This is a genomic window from Azospirillum sp. P4_B5, assembly GCF_056402275.1.
Map to the genome: position 1 here is coordinate 112,824 of NZ_JBFUHT010000003.1, position 16,486 is coordinate 129,309.

Here is a 16,486-nt window from a genome sequence, read left to right on the forward strand (position 1 = left end):
CGCGCGCTCCAGTCACTTCGCGACGATGCGGCCTTCGATTTTCGGGGCGACCGTCTTCTTCGCCTCCACGTAATCCATGACCATCGTCGCCATCAGCACGGCGCCGGAAGCGTCCACCACCGTCCGGCCGCGGGTCAGCGCGGCGTAGCCGTCGCCGCCCTTCAGCATGTAGTCGTTGGTCGCCACGCGGTAGGTCCTGGCAGGGTCGAGCGGCTGGCCGCCCACCGTCACGCCGGTCACACGGGTGCCGGACGGCAGCTTCGGGTCATAGGTGAAGGTCAGGCCCGACACCTGGGGGAAGCGCCCGGCCTTGTCCTCCACCTTCGACACGCCATGCTCCAACGCGGCCAGAATATCGGCGCCGGACAGCAGCGTCAGCACGGCGACGTTGCCGAAGGGCATCTCCGCGAAGATGTCCTTGCGGGTCAGCGAACTGCCCGCCGGATGCAGCGTGTCGGCGCGGATGCCGCCGCCGTTGGTGATGGCGATGTCGGCCTTCAGCCCGTCGCGCAGCGCGTCTGCGATCAGGTTGCCCATCGTCGTCTCCTGCGAGCGGACGACGTCCTTGCGGCTGTCCAGGTCGGTTTCCGTCCGCCCGATCACCCCGGCCAGCGTGGCGTCGAGTTGGTCGGTGTAGCGCTTGACCAGCGCCCCGACCTTCGCGTCCGCGGCCACCCCGGCGGTGCTGACGAAGCGCCAGCCGGCGGGAGCGACGGTGGTCGCCGGCCCCTTTTCGGTGGCTTTCGTGTCGGTGGGTTTGGTGCTGACGGCCAGATCGATGACGCCGAGATAGTGGCCGTCCGCCCCGGCCTTCAGGATCAGGGTCGAGCCCTCGTAGACGCTGATCGGGTCGTGGTCGTGGCCGCCCAGCACGAGGTCGATGCCTTTCACCTTGACGGCCAGATCACGGTCCTCCGTGATGGTCTGGTGGGTCAGCGCGACGACGACGTTCGCCCCCTCATCGCGCAGCGCCTTCACCGCCAGGGCCGCGGCGGCCTGCACGTTGGTGAAGGTGGCCTCGGCCCCGCCGCTGGACAGATGCGCGGTCTCCGGGGTCAGGACGCCGAGGAAGCCCACCTTGACGTCGCCGACCGTCTTCGTCCAGGTGGCGACCGAACCGGGAAACGGCTGGCCGTCCGGCCCGGCGATGTTGGTGCCGACCCAGGGGAATGTCGATTCGGCGATGCGGGCCTTCAGCACCTCCGTGCCGAAGTCGAACTCGTGATTCCCGAAGCCGACGACGTCCACGCCCATGGCGTTGAACAGCGCGGGCATCTGCGCGCCCCGCGTCGTTCCGGAGAGCAGGGAGGGCGACAGGAAATCGCCGCCGACCGTCGTCAGCGCGCCGGCGCTGCGCTCCCGCTCCGCCTTCAGCACCGTCATCAAGGGGGCGAAGCCGCCGCGCCCCTTCACCGGCGAAATCTCGTAGATGTCGTTGAAGTGCAGGAAGGTTACGGTGCCGTTCTGCGCGGCGGCCGATGTCGGGAAAAGCAGGGACGCGGGGAAAAGCAGGGTGCCGGCAAGGGCGGCGGCCCCCGCCAGCGTGCGAATCCGGGTCAGCATCGATCTCGTCTCCCTGGGGAAGTTGAAAGGCTTCCTTCGTGTCCTGGCACTGTACGCCGTCCCGCGGCGCGGCGCATAGCCGCCTTGCACCGCTTGATTTCGCCGCCTCCGCCGCTCATGAACGGGGCATCCGCTTTCACCGACGTGGTCCCTCCATGCGCATCCTGGTCGTTCAGAACAACCGAAACGCCCCTGCCGGACTTGTCGGAGACGCGCTGGCCGAACACGGCGCGACCCTGGTCACCATCGCCGCGGACGAAGGGGAAGCGCTCCCCGCCACACCGGAAGGCTATCACGGGCTGCTGGTTCTCGGCGGACCGCAGGACGCCTGGAACGACGGGCAAGGGCCGCACTTTCCGCAGGTCATGGAGCTGATCCGCGCCTTCGCGGCGGAGGAGCGCCCGGTGATGGGCATTTGCCTGGGCGCGCAGTTGGCCGCCCGCGCCTTCGGCGCCCGTGTCTACCGCCATTCGGTGGCGGAGATCGGCGTGGGCGCGGTCCGGCTGTTCAACGCCGCTTCGGACGATGCGCTGCTCGGCGGGCTGGCGCCGGAGCTGCACATGGTGCAGTGGCACTACGACACCTTCGAGTTTCCCGAGGGCGCCGTTCCGCTGGCCTGGAGCGACGCCTGCATGCGTCAGGCCTTCCGGCTCGGTCGCAACCTCTACGCCTTCCAGTTCCACCCGGAGGCCGACGCCGCCATCGTCCGCGGCTGGGCGGAGAAGTTCGGAGTCGACTCGCGGGAGCGCAACCGGGCCGTCCTCGACGGGCTGGACGCCGCGCTGGAGCGGCACCTGCCCGCCGCCGAGACGGTCGCCCGGACGATCTCCCGTCGCTGGTTGGATCTGGTGATCGAACGGGCGGCCTGACCTTTACCGGCGAAGCTCCGCCAGCAGTTCCGGCGTGTCCACGTCGTAGAGGATGCCGCCGTCCTCCACCGGCACCTCGACCACCTGATCGGCGTGGGTGGCCAGCAGGGCCTTGGCCCCGGCATCGCCACTCAGTTTCGCCATCTCCGCGAAGAAGCTGCGGTCCCACAGGACGGGATTGCCGCGCTTGCCATGGACGGTCGGGACGCAGACGGTCCGGCCTTCCAGCGGGTTGTAGGCGGCGATCAGCCGGTCGATGGCCTGTGGCGTGACGCGCGGCATGTCGCCGAGGCACACCACCACACCGTCGACATCCGCCGGCAGGGCGGCCAGCCCGGCGCGCAGCGAGGCGCTGAGCCCGTCGGCGAAGGACGGGTTGTGGACGATGGTCAGCGGACGCCCGGCCAGCGGCGCGGACACCGCCTCCGCCATGTGGCCGGTCACCACCACCACCGGCTTGGACTGCGAGGCCAGCACCGATTCGACCGTGCGGACGACCAGCGGCTCCCCGCCGACATCGGCGAGCAGCTTGTTGCTGCCGCCCATCCGGCTCGACCGCCCGGCGGCCAGAACCAGCGCGGCGATGCGCGGCGCCCGCGGCGGCTCAACCGCGACGGCGCCGGCGCGGGGCAGGGGCCGGCTGGGGATCTCGGCCAGCAGGCCACCCACACCCATGCGCATGACGTCGGCCCGCGTCACCGGAATGCCCGCGGCGATGCGCTGGAGCACCCAATCGAAGCCGTTCAGCTTGGGCGACCGCGCGCAGCCGGGCAGGCCGAGCACCGGCGTTTCGCCGATGTGGGCGATCAGCAGCAGGTTGCCGGGATCGACGGGCATCCCGAAATGCTCGATCACGCCGCCCGCCCGCTCGATGCCCGCCGGCAACACGTCGCGCCGGTCGGTGATGGCCGAGGCCCCGGCGATCAGCAGCAGATCGACACGCCCCGCCGCCGCGATGGCGTCGGCGAGCGCCGCCTCGCCGTGGTAGCAGCGCGAATCGCGGACCAGCCGCCCGCCCATCGCCTCCAGACGCTGCCGCGTCACGCTTACGGTCTTGTCGAGGACGCTGTCCTTCACGCCGGGCAGGCGGGTCTGGATCAGAGCGGCGGTCAGCGGTCTGAAGGGGGCGACGCGCAGCGCCGGCATCCCGGCGGACGCCTCGACCTCCGCCCCCTCCACCGCGCCGCGGGGGGCGGCGAAGGGGATGATCTTGACCGTGGCGACCATCTGGCCGGGCTCGACCGACGCGAAGGCGGGCAGGGTGGCGACCGTTACGCTTTCGTCGATGAGGTTCAGCGCGTTGATCCGTTCGACATCCGGTACGAACAGGCCGCGCGATTCGGCGAACAGGTTGACGCGGCCGGTGAAGGCGGCGCCGACGGTGATCTCCTGCCCCTTCAGGGCGGCGGCGATGCGGGCGGCGGCGGCGTCCTCGCCCACGTCGTCAGGACCGGGCTTGGCGACGGTCACCGTGGTGAGGCCGGCGTCGCGCAGCGCCGTCACGTCCTCGGCGCTGAGGACGCGGCCCTTCTTGAAGCTGACGGAGCCGCGGCGGACCGAATGCGCCAGGATGGCGCCCTCCAACTCCCGCAGGGGCAGCGGGCCGAAAAACATGGCGATGAACTCCTGTCAGGCCGCGTCGGCCTTGCGCCGCACGGCGGTGATCTGGGCCATGACCGACAGGGCGATTTCCGCCGGGGTCACGGCGCCGATGTCCAGCCCGACCGGGGCGTGGATGCGCGCCAGCTCCGCGTCGGTCACGCCCTGTTCCTTCAGCCGCTCCAGCCGCTTGGCGTGGGTGCGCTTGCTGCCGAGCGAGCCGACGTAGAAGGCCGGCGAGCGCAGGGCCACCAGCAGGGCCGGGTCGTCCAGCTTGGGGTCGTGGGTCAGGGTCACCACGGCGGTGCGGTTGTCGATCGTCAAGGCGGACAGCGCCTCGTCCGGCCATGCGTCGTGCAGGGAAACGCCGGGGAAGCGCGATTCCGTGGCGAAGGAGCCGCGCGGGTCGATCACCGTGACGGCGTAGCCGGTCAGCGCGGCGAGGGGGGCCAGCGCCTGGGCGATGTGCACGGCGCCGACCACCAGCAGGCGCAGCGGCGGGTTGTGGGTCTGGACGAACAGCTGGACGCCGTCCTCCTCGTCCTCCTGATCGCTGATGAGGCCGGAACGATCCTGGCGCAGCCTTTCCCGCACCTCCTCCAAAAGGTCGTCTTCCAGCCCGAAGCCGCCGTGGACGGCGTCCTCGTAAACCAGCGTCTGAAGGCCGGTGCCGAGGTCGGTGACCAGGGCCACGGGACGCCCGGCCTTGCGGGCGGCCAGCAGCCGTTCGGTGATGTCGCGCTTCATTCCACAGCCTCGACATAGACCTGCACCCGGCCGCCGCAGGCCAGCCCGACCTCCCAAGCCATTTCGTTGCTGACCCCGAAGGAGATCATCCGGGGCTCGCCGTCCTCCATGGTCTTGCGCGCCTCGTGCACCACGGCCCCCTCGATGCAGCCGCCGGAGACGGAGCCGATCATCGAACCGGCGTCGTCCACCGCCATCTGGCTGCCCACCGGGCGGGGGGATGAGCCCCAGGTGGCGACCACGGTGGCCAGGGCCACCTTGCGGCCCTCCGCGCGCCAGCCCGCGGCCTGCTCCAGAATATCGTCCTTCATGCGGCCTCCTTCAGCCACTTGCGCAGGCTTTCGGCCCGTCGCGGCCCGTCGCGGTTCAACGCGTCGGCGAGCCCGGCCAGACTGTTCAGGTTGTGGACCGGGCGGAAGTCGTCCACATGCGGCAACAAGGCCCGGATACCGCTGGATCTTGGTGCGAACCCCTCCCACCGCAAGAGCGGGTTCAGCCAGACCAGACGGCGGCAGCTCTTGTGCAGCCGTTCGGCCTCGGCCGCAAGCCCCTCGCCGGCATCGCGGTCCAGCCCGTCGGTGATGAGCAGAACCACCGCCCCCTGGCCAAGGACCCGGCGCGCCCAGGTCCGGTTGAAGGCGTGCAGAGCCGCGCCAATGCGCGTTCCCCCCGACCAGTCCGCCACCGCCGCCGACACGGCGTCCAGCGCCACGTCCACGTCCTTGTGCCGCAGATGGCGGGTGATGTTGGTCAGGCGGGTGCCGAAGACGAAGCTGTGCACCCGGTCGCGGTCGTTGCTGACCGCGTGCATGAAATGCAGCAGCATCCGCGAGTAGCGCGTCATGGAGCCGGAGATGTCGCACAGCACGACCAGCGGCGGCGGGCGCGTGCGGCGGCTGCGCCGCGCCAGATCGGCGAGATCGCCGCCGGAGCGCAGCATCCGCCGCAGCGTCGCCCGCGGGTCCACGCGCGGCCCCCGCGGGTCGGGACGGTGGCGGCGGGTCGTCACCTCGGCCACCGGCAGGGCGATGCGGGCGAGCATCCGCTTGGCCTCGGCCATCTCCGCCGCGGACATTTTCTCGAAATCCTTCTCCTGCAACCGCTCCTGGGCCGAAACGGTGAAGGCGGCGTCCACCTCGATTTCCGATTTTTCCGGCCCCTCGGCCTCCGGCGTGGTGCCACGCAGCGCGTCGGCGACGCGGCGGGACAGCGGGTCCTGGGCGTCCGGCGACTCCGTGCGGATGGTCGGCAGCATCAGCCCCATCATCCGCTTCAGGATGTCCGGGTTGCGCCAGAAGACGTGGAAGGCCTGATCGAAGACCTCACGCTGGTCGCGACGATTCACGAAAACGGCGTGCAGCGCCCAGTAGAAGTCCGCCCGGTTGCCGATCCCCACCGCCTCCACCGCCTCGACGGCCTGGAGCAGCTTGCCCGGCCCGACCGGCAGCCCTGCCGCCCGCAGCGCGCGGGCGAAATGCATCAGGTTGATGGCGAGGCCGCCTTGCATCGTCTTTTACCGTGCCGTGCTGGCGGCGAGTTCCGTCTTGACCTGGGCCAGGATGCGCGCGGCCTCGCTGCCCTGGATGCGGGCGATGTCGTCCTGGTACTTCAGCAGCGTGCCCAGCGTGTCGTTGATGACCGACGGTTCCAACTCCAGCTGGTTCAGCTCCACCAGCGCCTGCGCCCAGTCGAGAGTCTCCGCCACGCCCGGCGCCTTGTAGAGGTCCATGCCGCGCAGGCTCTGCACGACGCCGACCACCTGGGCGGCCAGCCGCGCGTCGGCCTCCGGTGCCTTCACGGCAAGGATGGCGCGCTCACGCTCGGCGTTGGGGTAGTCGACCCAGTGGTAGAAACAGCGCCGCTTCAGCGCGTCGTGAATCTCGCGGGTGCGGTTGGAGGTCAGGATGACGATGGGCGGCTCCGGCGCTGTGACCGTGCCGAACTCCGGAATCGAGACCTGGAAGTCGGAGAGGATCTCGAGGAGATAGGCTTCGAACGGCTCGTCGGTCCGGTCCAACTCGTCGATCAGCAGGACGGGAGGACCGGCCAAGTCGGGTTCCAGCGCCTGGAGCAGCGGGCGCTTGATCAGGAAGCGTTCGGAGAACAGGTCGGCGGCGAGCGCGTCCCGGTCGCGGTCGCCCGACGCCTCGGCCAGCCGGATTTCCATCATCTGCCGGGCGTAGTTCCACTCATAGACCGCCGCGGCGACGTCCAGCCCCTCGTAGCATTGCAGCCGCAGCAGGCGCCGGCCCAGCGTGGCGGACAGCACCTTGGCGATCTCGGTCTTGCCGACCCCGGCCTCACCCTCCAGGAACAGCGGACGCCGCAGCTTCAGCGCGAGGTACAGCGCCGTCGCCAGCGAGCGGTCGGCGACGTAGTTCCCCCGCCGCAGCAGGTCCAGTGTGGCGTCGACGGAGGCGGGGAGGGTGTTGGGCATGGTGGAACGGATGCCTTACGGGGTGCGGTAGCCCTCTCCCCTCTGGGGAGAGGGTGGCCCGGAGGGCCGGTGAGGGGGATGTACATGGCGGTGTACGTTCGGCAAAAGCGCAACCCCCTCACCCTAACCCTCTCCCCAGAGGGGAGAGGGAACTTCGAAGGTGCTTGTCCTCACCCACACGCCTCCACCGCGCGCCTTGCCATCACCCGCACCAGATGGGCGCGGTAGTCGGCGCTGGCGTGGATGTCGGCGTTCAGCCCGTCCGCCGACACCGACGCGCCGTTCAGGGCGTCGGCGCGGAAGTCCTGAGCCAGCGCCGCCTCCATGTCGTCCGCCCGGAAGACGGACGGGCCGGCGCCGGTCACCGCCACCCGCACCTCGCTCCCGAACACGGCCACGAACACGCCGACGATGGCGTAACGGCTGGCCGGGTTGCGGAACTTGGCGTAGGCGGCCTTGTCGGGCTTCTGGAAATGCACGGCGGTGACGATCTCGCCGGGCTCCAGCGCCGTCTCGAACATGCCGGTGAAGAAGTCGTCGCCGGCGATCTCCCGCCGGTCGGTCCGCACCGTGGCCTTCAGAGCGACGACCGCGGCGGGATAGTCGGCCGAGGGGTCGGCGTTGCAGATCGAGCCGCCGAGCGTGCCCATGTTGCGCACCTGCCGGTCGCCGATGCCCTCGGCGAGGCTGGACAGCGCCGGGATGACGCGTTGCACCGTCTCGGAATGGGCGACATCCGCGTGGCGGGTGAAGGCGCCGACGGTCAGGCCGCCGGCCTCCTCCCGGATGCCCTGAAGCTCCGGAATCTGGCCGAGGTCGATCAGGTCGCTTGGACGGGCGAGGCGCTGCTTGAGCGTCGGCAGGAGCGTCTGCCCGCCGCCCAGCAGCTTCGGGTCTTCGAACTGGCCGAGCAGGGCGACGGCGTCGGCGACGCTCTTGGGGCGGTGATAGGTGAAGGCGTACATGATGTCTCCTCCCTCTTACTCGGCCGCCTGGGCGGGGGTGTGGCGCCGGATCGCCTGCCAGACCCGCTCGGGGGTCGCCGGCATGTCGAGATGGGTGACGCCGTACTCGGACAGGGCGTGCACCACCGCGTTCATCACGGCGGCCGAGGCGCCGATGGTCCCGGCCTCGCCGCAGCCCTTCACGCCCAGCGGGTTGTGGGTGCAGGGCTGGTCCTCGTGGTAGCGCACCGTGAAGGACGGCACGTCGTCCGCCCGCGGCATGCAATAGTCCATGTAGGAGCCGGTGATGAGCTGACCGGATTCCTCGTCATAGACGCAGTTCTCGTAGAGCGCCTGTCCGATGCCCTGGACCAGCCCGCCATGCACCTGACCCTCGACGATCAGCGGGTTGATGACCCGCCCGAAATCGTCCACGGCGGCGAAGCTGACCACCTGCACCACGCCGGTGTCGGGGTCGATCTCGACCTCGCAGACGTGGCAGCCGTTGGGGTAGGTGAAGTTCTTCGGGTCGTAGAAGGCCTGCTCGTCCAGCCCCGGCTCCAACTCGTCGAGCGGGAAATTGTGCGGAACGTAGGCTTGCAGGGCGATGTCGCCGATGGTCAGGGCCTTGTCGGTGCCCGCCACGACGAAACGCCCGTCCTTGGCCTCAATGTCGGCCTCGGCGGCCTCCAGCATGTGGGCGGCGATCTTCTTGGCCTTGCGCTCCACCTTGTCCATCGCCTTGACGATGGCTGACCCGCCGACCGCCAGGGACCGGGAGCCGTAAGTGCCCATGCCGAAGGGGATCTTGCTGGTGTCGCCGTGGACGATCTCCACATTCTCGATGGGCACGCCAAAGCGTTCGGAGACGAGCTGCGCGAAGGTCGTCTCGTGCCCCTGCCCATGGCTGTGGGAGCCGGTGAAGACCGTCACCGAGCCGGTGGGATGGAAGCGCACCTCCGCCGATTCGTAGAGCCCGGCCCGCGCGCCGAGGGCCCCGGCGATGTTGCTGGGGGCGATGCCGCAGGCCTCGATGTAAGTGGCGAAGCCGATGCCGCGCAGCTTGCCGCGCCGGGCGGACTCGGCCTTGCGCGCTGCGAAGCCGTCGTAATCGACCAGCGGCAGGGCGATGTCGAGGTTCTTGGCGAAGTCGCCGGTGTCGTACTGCAGCGCCACCGGCGTCTGGTACGGCATGGCGCTGGCCGGCACGAAGTTGCGGCGGCGCAGCTCCGCCTTGTCGATGCCGGTCTCGGCGGCGGCGACCTCGACCAGCCGTTCGATCAGGTAGCAGGCCTCCGGCCGCCCGGCGCCGCGGTAGGCGTCCACCGGCACGGTGTTGGTGAAGACCGCCTTCACCTCGGCGTAGATCGCCGGGGTCTTGTACTGGCCGGCCAGCAGCGTGGCGTAGAGGTAGGTCGGGATCGACGGTGCGAAGGTGGACAGGTAGGCGCCCATGTTGGCGATGGTCGCGACGCGCAGCGCCAGGAAATTGCCGTCCTTGTCCATCGCCAGCTCGGCGTGGCTGACATGGTCGCGGCCGTGGGCGTCGGTCAGGAAGCTCTCGGAGCGTTCGGCGGTCCATTTCACCGGGCGCCCGACCTTCTTCGCCGCCCAGGTGACGACGGCCTCCTCCCCGTAATGGAAGATCTTGGAGCCGAAGCCGCCGCCAACGTCGGGGGCGACGACGCGCAGCTTGTGCTCCGGGATGCCCAGAACGAAGGCGCCCATCAGCAGGCGGATGACGTGCGGATTCTGGCTGGTGGTGGTCAGCGTGTGCTCGCCGGTCGCCCGGTCATACTCGCCGAGCGCCGCCCGCGGCTCCATCGCGTTGGGGATGAGGCGCTGGTTGATCAGGTCGAGCTTTGCGACATGGGCCGCCTGCGCGAAGGCCGCGTCCACCGCCGCCGCGTCACCCAGATGCCAGTCGAAGCACAGGTTGCCGCCGACGTCGTCGTGCACCAGCGGCGCGCCGCCCTCCAGCGCCTTCAGCGAGGTCACCGCCGCCGGCAGCTCTTCGTAATCGACCATCACCAGCTCGGCGGCGTCCTTCGCCTGCTCGCGCGTCTCGGCGATCACCACGGCGACGGCGTCGCCGACGTAGCGCGCGCGGTCGCGGGCGATCGGGAAGTGCGGCGGCTCCTTCATCGGGGAGCCGTCCTTGGAGTGGATCTGCCAGCCGCAAGGCAGGCTGCCGACCTTGTCGGCCTCCATGTCGGCGCCGGTCAGTACGGCGATCACGCCGGGGGCCTGCATGGCCTCGGCCGCGTCGATCCCGGTGATGCGGGCGTGGGCGTAGGGGGACCGGACGAAGACCGCGTGGGTCTGTCCGGGCCGGTTGATGTCGTCGGTGTAGGTGCCGCGCCCGGTCAGGAAGCGCGCGTCCTCGCGCCGGCGCACGGAAGCGCCGATGCCGGTGGGGTTCGCCATCTTCGTGTTCCTCCCATGAGAGCCTTTGCCCGTTGTTATTCGGCGGCGGCCTTCATCGTGCCGCCCTGCATCGCCTCCGCCCCGGCCATCACCGCCTTGACGATGTTGTGGTAGCCGGTGCAGCGACAGATGTTGCCCTCCAGCCCTTCGCGGACCTCGTGCTCGCTGGGGGAGGGGTTGGCCGTCACCAGATCGACGGCGCTCATCACCATGCCCGGCGTGCAGAAGCCGCATTGCAGGCCGTGATGCTCGCGGAAGGCCGCCTGCATCGGGTGCAGCGTGCCGTCCGCCGCCGCCAGCCCCTCGATGGTGGTGACCGCGGCGCCGTCCGCCTGCGCGGCCAGCATGGTGCAGGACTTCACCGACCGCCCGTCGATATGGACGACGCAGGCGCCGCACTGGCTGGTGTCGCAACCGACATGGGTGCCGGTCAGGCCGAGCTGGTCACGGAGGAAGGTGACCAGCAGGGTCCGCTCCTCCACCTCGCGCGAGACCGCCTTTCCGTTGACGGTCATGGAAACGGTACACGGCATCCGCTGTCCTCCCATTGTTGGTGACGTTCTGTTGCCCCGACCTTCGCGACGCTTCTTTCGACGGTTCTTCCAACTCTGCGGGATAAAGTGTGGCGCAGGACCTACCGGAACAAGGATAGGGGGGCGTCGTCCTATCCGGTCAAGACGCCGTTCGGCCTCCTCCGAAGGGAGAGGGATTGCGCCGAACCGCCGCGTTTCTTTCGGATCCTACGGACTGGCGGACCCACCGCCCGCAAGTTAGGATACCCAACAATCCGACGCAAACCAAAGCGTCTTACGAACGATCCGAGACGGACAGCCTTTTGGGAGGGAAGTAGAATGAAGCGTTTCCTGGCCGCGGTCGGCGTCTGCATGCTCACCGCGCTGCCGGCCCAGGCCGAGCAGTTCGTCACCGTCCTGACCGGCGGCACCAGCGGCGTCTATTACCCGCTGGGCGTCGCGCTGTCGGGCATCTACGGCAAGGCCATCCCGGGGGCCAAGGTCACGGTCCAGGCGACCAAGGCGTCGGTCGAGAACCTGAACCTCCTCCAGTCGGAGCGCGGCGAGATCGCCTTCTCGCTCGGCGATTCGCTGAGCGGCGCCTGGAAGGGCGACGAGGAGGCCGGCTTCAAGACCAAGCTGACCAAGCTGCGCACCGTCGCCGCGATCTACCCCAACTACATCCAGATCGTCGCCAGCAAGGACTCCGGCGTGAAGACGCTGGCCGACCTGAAGGGCAAGCGCGTGTCGGTCGGCGCGCCGAAGTCGGGCACCGAGCTGAACGCCCGCGCGATCTTCGCCGCCGCCGGGCTGGGCTACAAGGACTTCTCCAAGACCGAGTATCTGCCCTTCGCCGAATCGGTGGACCTGATCAAGAACCGGCAGCTCGACGCGACGCTGATCTCCGCGGGCCTCGGCGTGGCGGCGATCAAGGATCTGGCGACCTCGCAGGACATCACCATCGTGTCGATCCCGGCGGACGTGATCCAGAAGGTCGGCGACCCGGCTTACATCGCCGAGACCATCCCGGCCAACAGCTACAGCGGCCAGGGCGAGCCGGTGCCGACCGCGGCGGTGCGCAACCTGCTGGTCACCCACGCCGGCGTGTCGGAAGACGCGGTCTATGCGATGACCAAGGCGATGTTCGAGAATCTCGACGCGATGGCCGCGGCCCACGCCGCCGCCAAGCAGATCAAGCTGGACGCGACCGCCATCCAGTCGCCGGTGCCGCTGCATCCGGGCGCCGAGAAGTTCTACAAGGAAAAGGGCCTGATGTAAGCGCGTCGCGTCGGTCCGGGAATCCCGTGCGATGAGCGCATCTCCTCAAGCGGCGGACAGCAAGATCCGCCAAGCGATCGACCGCGAGAATCCCTCCACGGTCGTGGCCTTCGAAGGCGTCGCCGGAAAGGCCGTCTTCGCCATCGCGGTGGCCTTCTCGGTGTTCCAGATCTGGACGGCGGCGTTCAACCCGCTGTCCAGTCTGGTCGTCCGGTCGGTCCATGTCGGCTTCCTGCTGCTGATGACCTTCACCCTGTTCGGCTTTCGCTCGCACGGGGAACGGCGCAGCGTGCCCTGGTACGATTGGCTGCTGGGCCTGGGCGCCTTCGCGCTGGGTCTGTACCACTATGTGTTCGAGGTCGACCTGATCCAGCGGTCGGGCGATCCGAGCATGACGGACCTCGTGGCCGGGGCCGTCACCGTCGCCCTGGTGTTCGAGGCCGCCCGGCGCATCATGGGGTGGGCGCTGCCGATCATCTGCGGCGTCTTCATTCCCTACGCGCTGTTCGGGCGGCATCTGCCTTTCGGGCTGGCCCACCGCGGCTATGACATTGACCAGGTCATCGACAACCTTTTCCTGTCGACCGAGGGCATCTACGGCACCCCCACCTTCGTCTCGTCGACCTTCATCTTCCTGTTCATCCTGTTCGGCGCATTCCTGGAGCGCGCCGGCATGATCAAGCTGTTCAACGACGTGTCGCTGGGCCTCGTCGGCCATGCCAAGGGCGGGCCGGCGAAGGTGGCGGTCATCTCCTCCGGCTTCATGGGGACGATCAACGGCTCGGGCGTGGCGAACGTGCTGACCACCGGTCAGTTCACCATTCCCCTGATGATGCGTTTCGGCTACCGCCCGGCCTTCGCCGGAGCGGTCGAGGCCACGGCCAGCATGGGCGGCCAGCTCATGCCGCCGGTCATGGGGGCCGCGGCCTTCATCATGGCCGAGACCATCGGCGTCCCGTTCAGCGACATCGCCATCGCCGCGGCGATCCCGGCGATTCTCTATTTCGGCAGCGCCTTCTGGATGGTCCATCTGGAAGCCGGCAAGCGCAACCTCGTCGGTTTGCCGAAGGACCAGTGCCCCAGCGTGTCGCGCGCGCTGATCGAGGGCTGGTACCTGATCCTGCCGCTGGCGGCGCTGGTCTACCTGCTGTTCTCCGGTTTCACGCCGCTGTTCGCGGGGGTGATCGGCATCGCGTCGACCATCGCGCTGATCCTCGGCACTAGGATCGTCGGCTCCATCGGGCCGATGGCCTTGCGCGTCGCCTTCTGGGTCGTGCTGGGCCTCGTCGCGGCGGCGCTGTGGCGGATGGGTTGGCGGACGGAGCATCTGGCCTTCGCCATCGTCGGCCTGCTGATCATCCCCTGCCTGATCATCAAGGGCGGACGGGAGACGCTGGCCATGCTGGTGAACAGCCTTGCCGACGGCGCCAAGAACGCGGTCGGCGTGGGCGTGGCCTGCGCGCTGGTCGGTGTGCTGATCGGCATGCTGACGCTGACCGGTCTGGCCTCCAGCTTCGCCGGAACGATTGTTCAGCTTTCCGGCGGCAACCTGCTGGTCGCGCTGATCCTCACCATGCTGGCCTGCATCCTGCTGGGCACCGGACTGCCGACGACGGCCAACTACATCGTCACGGCGGCCATCGCGGCGCCGGCCCTGCTGCAGATGGGCGTGCCGCTGATCGTGTCGCACATGTTCGTCTTCTACTTCGGCATCATGGCCGACCTGACACCGCCGGTGGCGCTGGCGGCGCTGGCGGCCTCGTCGATCTGCCGGGCAGGACACATGCAGGTCGGCTGGATAGCCACGCGGATCGCCATGGCCGGCTATGTCGTGCCCTTCATGGCCGTCTATTCCCCCGCGCTGATGCTCCAGACCAACGATCCGCTGGCCGTGGCCTATGTCCTGCTCAAGGCGCTGATCGCCATTGGGCTGTGGGGGGCGGCGACCATCGGCTTCTTCTGGACGCCTCTCAACCTGGCGGAGCGGGTGTTCGCGGCAGCGGCCGCCTTCCTGTTCGTCGTGGCGCTTCCGGTGACCGACGAAACCGGATTCGTCATGACGGCGGCCTTCCTGCTGTGGCAGCGCCATCGCCTGCGCCGCGTGGGGCGGAGCAGCGCCCCGGCATGAGTGCAGCGTTATGCCTGTCGGCGCTCGGCGGGGCGGTTCTCGCCGCCCTGCCGGGGTCCGCTTTCTCGCTCTCCTGGATCCATTCGGTGGAGAAGACCGAATGGCGGGAGGAATGGCGCATCGAGGACGGACGTCTCGTCCTGGCCGAAGCCCGTGTGAAGGGGGGCGGCGCCGGGATGGAGCCGCCCGCGGACGCCCGCTTGGCCGCTGGCTGGTGGGTCTGGGTGCCGGCGGTGCCGCCGTTGGAACGGGTGGTCCTGGCCGCTTCCTCCTTCACGCCGGAGCACGAACTGTGCGTGGAGGGGACCTGCCGCCCGCTTCATGGCTGGATCGACGGGCCGGTGCCGAGTCCCCTCGAACTGAAGCCCTGCGGCTAGAGTCACGTTATTCACGCACGGCGGGGAAGGAAATTCCGAAGGGGCGTTCCGGCTTGGCTTAGCCCTTTCGGAGACGCATACTTCGGTAACTGATATTACAGATGAATGCGTGTTATGATCGACGCCCGACCGACCCGACCCGGACCGACCCGAAATCGCCTCACCCGTTCCCTGGCCGTCCCTACGGCCGTGCTGGCGGGCCTCGCCGCCGCCGCACTGCCGGGGTTGGCCCTGGCGGCGGAAGCAACGGGCGCACCACATCTCGACGGGCGCGACCTGAACGTCTTCTGGGTGATTCCTTTCGTCGGGATTCTGCTGTCCATCGCGCTGATGCCACTGCTGGCGCCGTCCTTCTGGCACCATCATTTCGGCAAGGTCGCCGCCGGCTGGGCCATTGCCTTCCTGCTGCCCTTCGCGCTGGCCTTCGGGGCGGGGCTCGCCACCTACGAACTGCTGCACACCCTGCTTCTCGAATACATTCCCTTCATCGTGCTGCTGACCGCCTTGTTCACAGTGGCGGGCGGCGTGCGGATCTGCGGCACCCTGGTGGGAACGCCGCTGGCGAACACGCTGGGGCTGGGGCTGGGCACGCTGCTGGCGAGCCTCATGGGAACGACCGGCGCCTCGATGCTGCTGATCCGGCCGCTGATCCGCGCCAACGAGCACCGGCGGCACAAGGTGCACACCGTCGTCTTCTTCATCTTCCTGGTGTCGAACGTCGGCGGCTCGCTGACGCCGCTGGGCGATCCGCCGCTGTTCCTCGGTTTCCTGAAGGGGGTCGGCTTCTTCTGGCCGACCGTGCACCTGTTCTGGCCGATGGTGCTGGTGGCGGGCTGCCTGCTGGCGATCTACTTCCTGGTCGACCTCTACCTGCACACCAAGGACCCCGGCAAGCATCCGCTGATCGAGGGCGTGCATGAGCGGGAGCCGGTGCGCATCGAGGGGGCGGTCAATCTGCTCCTCCTCGTCGCCATCGTCGGCGCGGTGCTGCTGAGCGGCGTCTGGCATCCGGGAGTGGGGGTGGAGATCTACCACATCCACGTGCCGCTGGAGACGATGGTGAGCAACCTGCTGCTTCTCGGCATCACCGGTCTGTCGCTGGTGCTGACCAGCGCGCGCAGCCGCCGCCTGAACGCCTTCACCTGGGGGCCGATCCTGGAGGTGGCGAAGCTGTTCGCGGCGATCTTCCTGACCATCATCCCGGCCATCGCCATCCTGCGGGCGGGCACGGACGGTGCGCTGGGCGCCATCATCGCCGCGGTGAACCAGGACGGCCAGCCGGTCCCGGCGGCCTATTTCTGGGCGGCGGGCATCCTGTCCAGCTTCCTCGACAACGCACCGACCTACCTGATCTTCTTCAACACCGCGGGCGGCGACGCGCAGGTGTTGATGACCGACCTTGCCGTGACCCTGACGGCCATTTCGGCGGGCGCGGTGTTCATGGGCGCCAACACCTACATCGGCAACGCGCCGAACTTCATGGTCAAGGCCATCGCGGAGGAGCGCGGCGTGGCGATGCCGAGCTTCTTCGGCTACATGCTGTGGTCCTTCGGCATCCTGGTGCCGCTGTTCGTCCTGGTGACCTGGGTGTTCTTCCTCTAAAGC

Annotated in this window: 14 protein-coding genes; 5 read left to right on the forward strand and 9 right to left on the reverse strand. The window is 68.9% G+C overall.

Going from position 1 to position 16,486, the window contains the following annotated elements; all coding sequences use genetic code 11:
- Positions 1–12: 12 nt before the first annotated feature.
- The gene (locus tag AC1DVI_RS03235; protein ID WP_476956729.1) at positions 13–1,563 is read right to left on the reverse strand and encodes a bifunctional metallophosphatase/5'-nucleotidase; all 1,551 of its coding nucleotides are present in this window, start codon (positions 1,561–1,563) and stop codon (positions 13–15) included.
- A gap of 155 nt (positions 1,564–1,718) precedes the next feature.
- Here AC1DVI_RS03235 and AC1DVI_RS03240 point away from each other — a divergent pair, with 155 nt between their 5' ends.
- Entirely contained in the window at positions 1,719–2,432 is a 714-nt protein-coding gene (locus tag AC1DVI_RS03240) for a type 1 glutamine amidotransferase (protein WP_476956730.1), read from the forward strand.
- Positions 2,433–2,435: 3 nt separating this feature from the next.
- Here the strand turns inward: AC1DVI_RS03240 and AC1DVI_RS03245 are convergent, their stop codons facing one another.
- The 8 genes from AC1DVI_RS03245 to AC1DVI_RS03280 all read right to left on the reverse strand — a co-directional run bounded on the left by AC1DVI_RS03245 (position 2,436) and on the right by AC1DVI_RS03280 (position 11,119).
- Positions 2,436–4,046, reverse strand: a complete 1,611-nt coding sequence (locus tag AC1DVI_RS03245) for an NTP transferase domain-containing protein (RefSeq protein ID WP_476956731.1) — start codon at positions 4,044–4,046, stop codon at positions 2,436–2,438.
- 15 nt (positions 4,047–4,061) lie between these two features.
- A complete protein-coding gene (locus tag AC1DVI_RS03250) occupies positions 4,062–4,778 on the reverse strand; it encodes an XdhC family protein (protein WP_476956732.1) in 717 nt (238 codons plus the stop codon).
- On the reverse strand, positions 4,775–5,089 hold the full coding sequence (locus AC1DVI_RS03255) for an XdhC family protein (protein WP_035673760.1): 315 nt from the start codon (positions 5,087–5,089) through the stop codon (positions 4,775–4,777). Before AC1DVI_RS03255 ends, AC1DVI_RS03250 begins: the two co-directional genes overlap by 4 nt.
- Positions 5,086–6,285, reverse strand: coding sequence for a vWA domain-containing protein (locus tag AC1DVI_RS03260; RefSeq protein ID WP_476956733.1), 1,200 nt, complete (start codon positions 6,283–6,285; stop codon positions 5,086–5,088). Before AC1DVI_RS03260 ends, AC1DVI_RS03255 begins: the two co-directional genes overlap by 4 nt.
- A gap of 6 nt (positions 6,286–6,291) precedes the next feature.
- Entirely contained in the window at positions 6,292–7,215 is a 924-nt protein-coding gene (locus tag AC1DVI_RS03265; RefSeq protein ID WP_476956734.1) for an AAA family ATPase, read from the reverse strand.
- Positions 7,216–7,385: 170 nt separating this feature from the next.
- A complete protein-coding gene (locus AC1DVI_RS03270) occupies positions 7,386–8,180 on the reverse strand; it encodes an FAD binding domain-containing protein (RefSeq protein ID WP_476956735.1) in 795 nt (264 codons plus the stop codon).
- Between the two features lie 15 nt (positions 8,181–8,195).
- On the reverse strand, positions 8,196–10,586 hold the full coding sequence (locus AC1DVI_RS03275; protein ID WP_476956736.1) for a xanthine dehydrogenase family protein molybdopterin-binding subunit: 2,391 nt from the start codon (positions 10,584–10,586) through the stop codon (positions 8,196–8,198).
- Positions 10,587–10,621: 35 nt separating this feature from the next.
- Positions 10,622–11,119: a (2Fe-2S)-binding protein gene (locus tag AC1DVI_RS03280; RefSeq protein WP_035673773.1), complete on the reverse strand. Its 498-nt coding sequence runs from the start codon at positions 11,117–11,119 to the stop codon at positions 10,622–10,624.
- A gap of 318 nt (positions 11,120–11,437) precedes the next feature.
- Here AC1DVI_RS03280 and AC1DVI_RS03285 point away from each other — a divergent pair, with 318 nt between their 5' ends.
- The 4 genes from AC1DVI_RS03285 to AC1DVI_RS03300 all read left to right on the forward strand — a co-directional run bounded on the left by AC1DVI_RS03285 (position 11,438) and on the right by AC1DVI_RS03300 (position 16,483).
- Positions 11,438–12,376 carry a TAXI family TRAP transporter solute-binding subunit gene (locus AC1DVI_RS03285; protein ID WP_476956737.1) on the forward strand — a complete coding sequence of 313 codons (939 nt, stop codon included), beginning with the start codon at positions 11,438–11,440 and terminating at the stop codon, positions 12,374–12,376.
- A gap of 31 nt (positions 12,377–12,407) precedes the next feature.
- Positions 12,408–14,504, forward strand: a complete 2,097-nt coding sequence (locus AC1DVI_RS03290) for a TRAP transporter permease (RefSeq protein ID WP_476956738.1) — start codon at positions 12,408–12,410, stop codon at positions 14,502–14,504.
- The gene (locus AC1DVI_RS03295) at positions 14,501–14,881 is read left to right on the forward strand and encodes a DUF1850 domain-containing protein (RefSeq protein WP_476956739.1); all 381 of its coding nucleotides are present in this window, start codon (positions 14,501–14,503) and stop codon (positions 14,879–14,881) included. The genes AC1DVI_RS03290 and AC1DVI_RS03295 overlap by 4 nt, the downstream gene beginning before the upstream one ends.
- Positions 14,882–14,995: 114 nt before the next feature.
- A complete protein-coding gene (locus AC1DVI_RS03300; RefSeq protein WP_476956740.1) occupies positions 14,996–16,483 on the forward strand; it encodes a sodium:proton antiporter in 1,488 nt (495 codons plus the stop codon).
- The last annotated feature ends 3 nt before the right edge of the window (positions 16,484–16,486 follow it).

Coding starts and splice junctions, on each gene's coding strand:
- AC1DVI_RS03235 (WP_476956729.1), bottom strand. CDS start 1,563: ATGCTGACCCGGATTCGCACGCTGGCGGGGGCCGCCGCCCTTGCCGGC.
- AC1DVI_RS03240 (WP_476956730.1), top strand. CDS start 1,719: ATGCGCATCCTGGTCGTTCAGAACAACCGAAACGCCCCTGCCGGACTT.
- AC1DVI_RS03245 (WP_476956731.1), bottom strand. CDS start 4,046: ATGTTTTTCGGCCCGCTGCCCCTGCGGGAGTTGGAGGGCGCCATCCTG.
- AC1DVI_RS03250 (WP_476956732.1), bottom strand. CDS start 4,778: ATGAAGCGCGACATCACCGAACGGCTGCTGGCCGCCCGCAAGGCCGGG.
- AC1DVI_RS03255 (WP_035673760.1), bottom strand. CDS start 5,089: ATGAAGGACGATATTCTGGAGCAGGCCGCGGGCTGGCGCGCGGAGGGC.
- AC1DVI_RS03260 (WP_476956733.1), bottom strand. CDS start 6,285: ATGCAAGGCGGCCTCGCCATCAACCTGATGCATTTCGCCCGCGCGCTG.
- AC1DVI_RS03265 (WP_476956734.1), bottom strand. CDS start 7,215: ATGCCCAACACCCTCCCCGCCTCCGTCGACGCCACACTGGACCTGCTG.
- AC1DVI_RS03270 (WP_476956735.1), bottom strand. CDS start 8,180: ATGTACGCCTTCACCTATCACCGCCCCAAGAGCGTCGCCGACGCCGTC.
- AC1DVI_RS03275 (WP_476956736.1), bottom strand. CDS start 10,586: ATGGCGAACCCCACCGGCATCGGCGCTTCCGTGCGCCGGCGCGAGGAC.
- AC1DVI_RS03280 (WP_035673773.1), bottom strand. CDS start 11,119: ATGCCGTGTACCGTTTCCATGACCGTCAACGGAAAGGCGGTCTCGCGC.
- AC1DVI_RS03285 (WP_476956737.1), top strand. CDS start 11,438: ATGAAGCGTTTCCTGGCCGCGGTCGGCGTCTGCATGCTCACCGCGCTG.
- AC1DVI_RS03290 (WP_476956738.1), top strand. CDS start 12,408: ATGAGCGCATCTCCTCAAGCGGCGGACAGCAAGATCCGCCAAGCGATC.
- AC1DVI_RS03295 (WP_476956739.1), top strand. CDS start 14,501: ATGAGTGCAGCGTTATGCCTGTCGGCGCTCGGCGGGGCGGTTCTCGCC.
- AC1DVI_RS03300 (WP_476956740.1), top strand. CDS start 14,996: ATGATCGACGCCCGACCGACCCGACCCGGACCGACCCGAAATCGCCTC.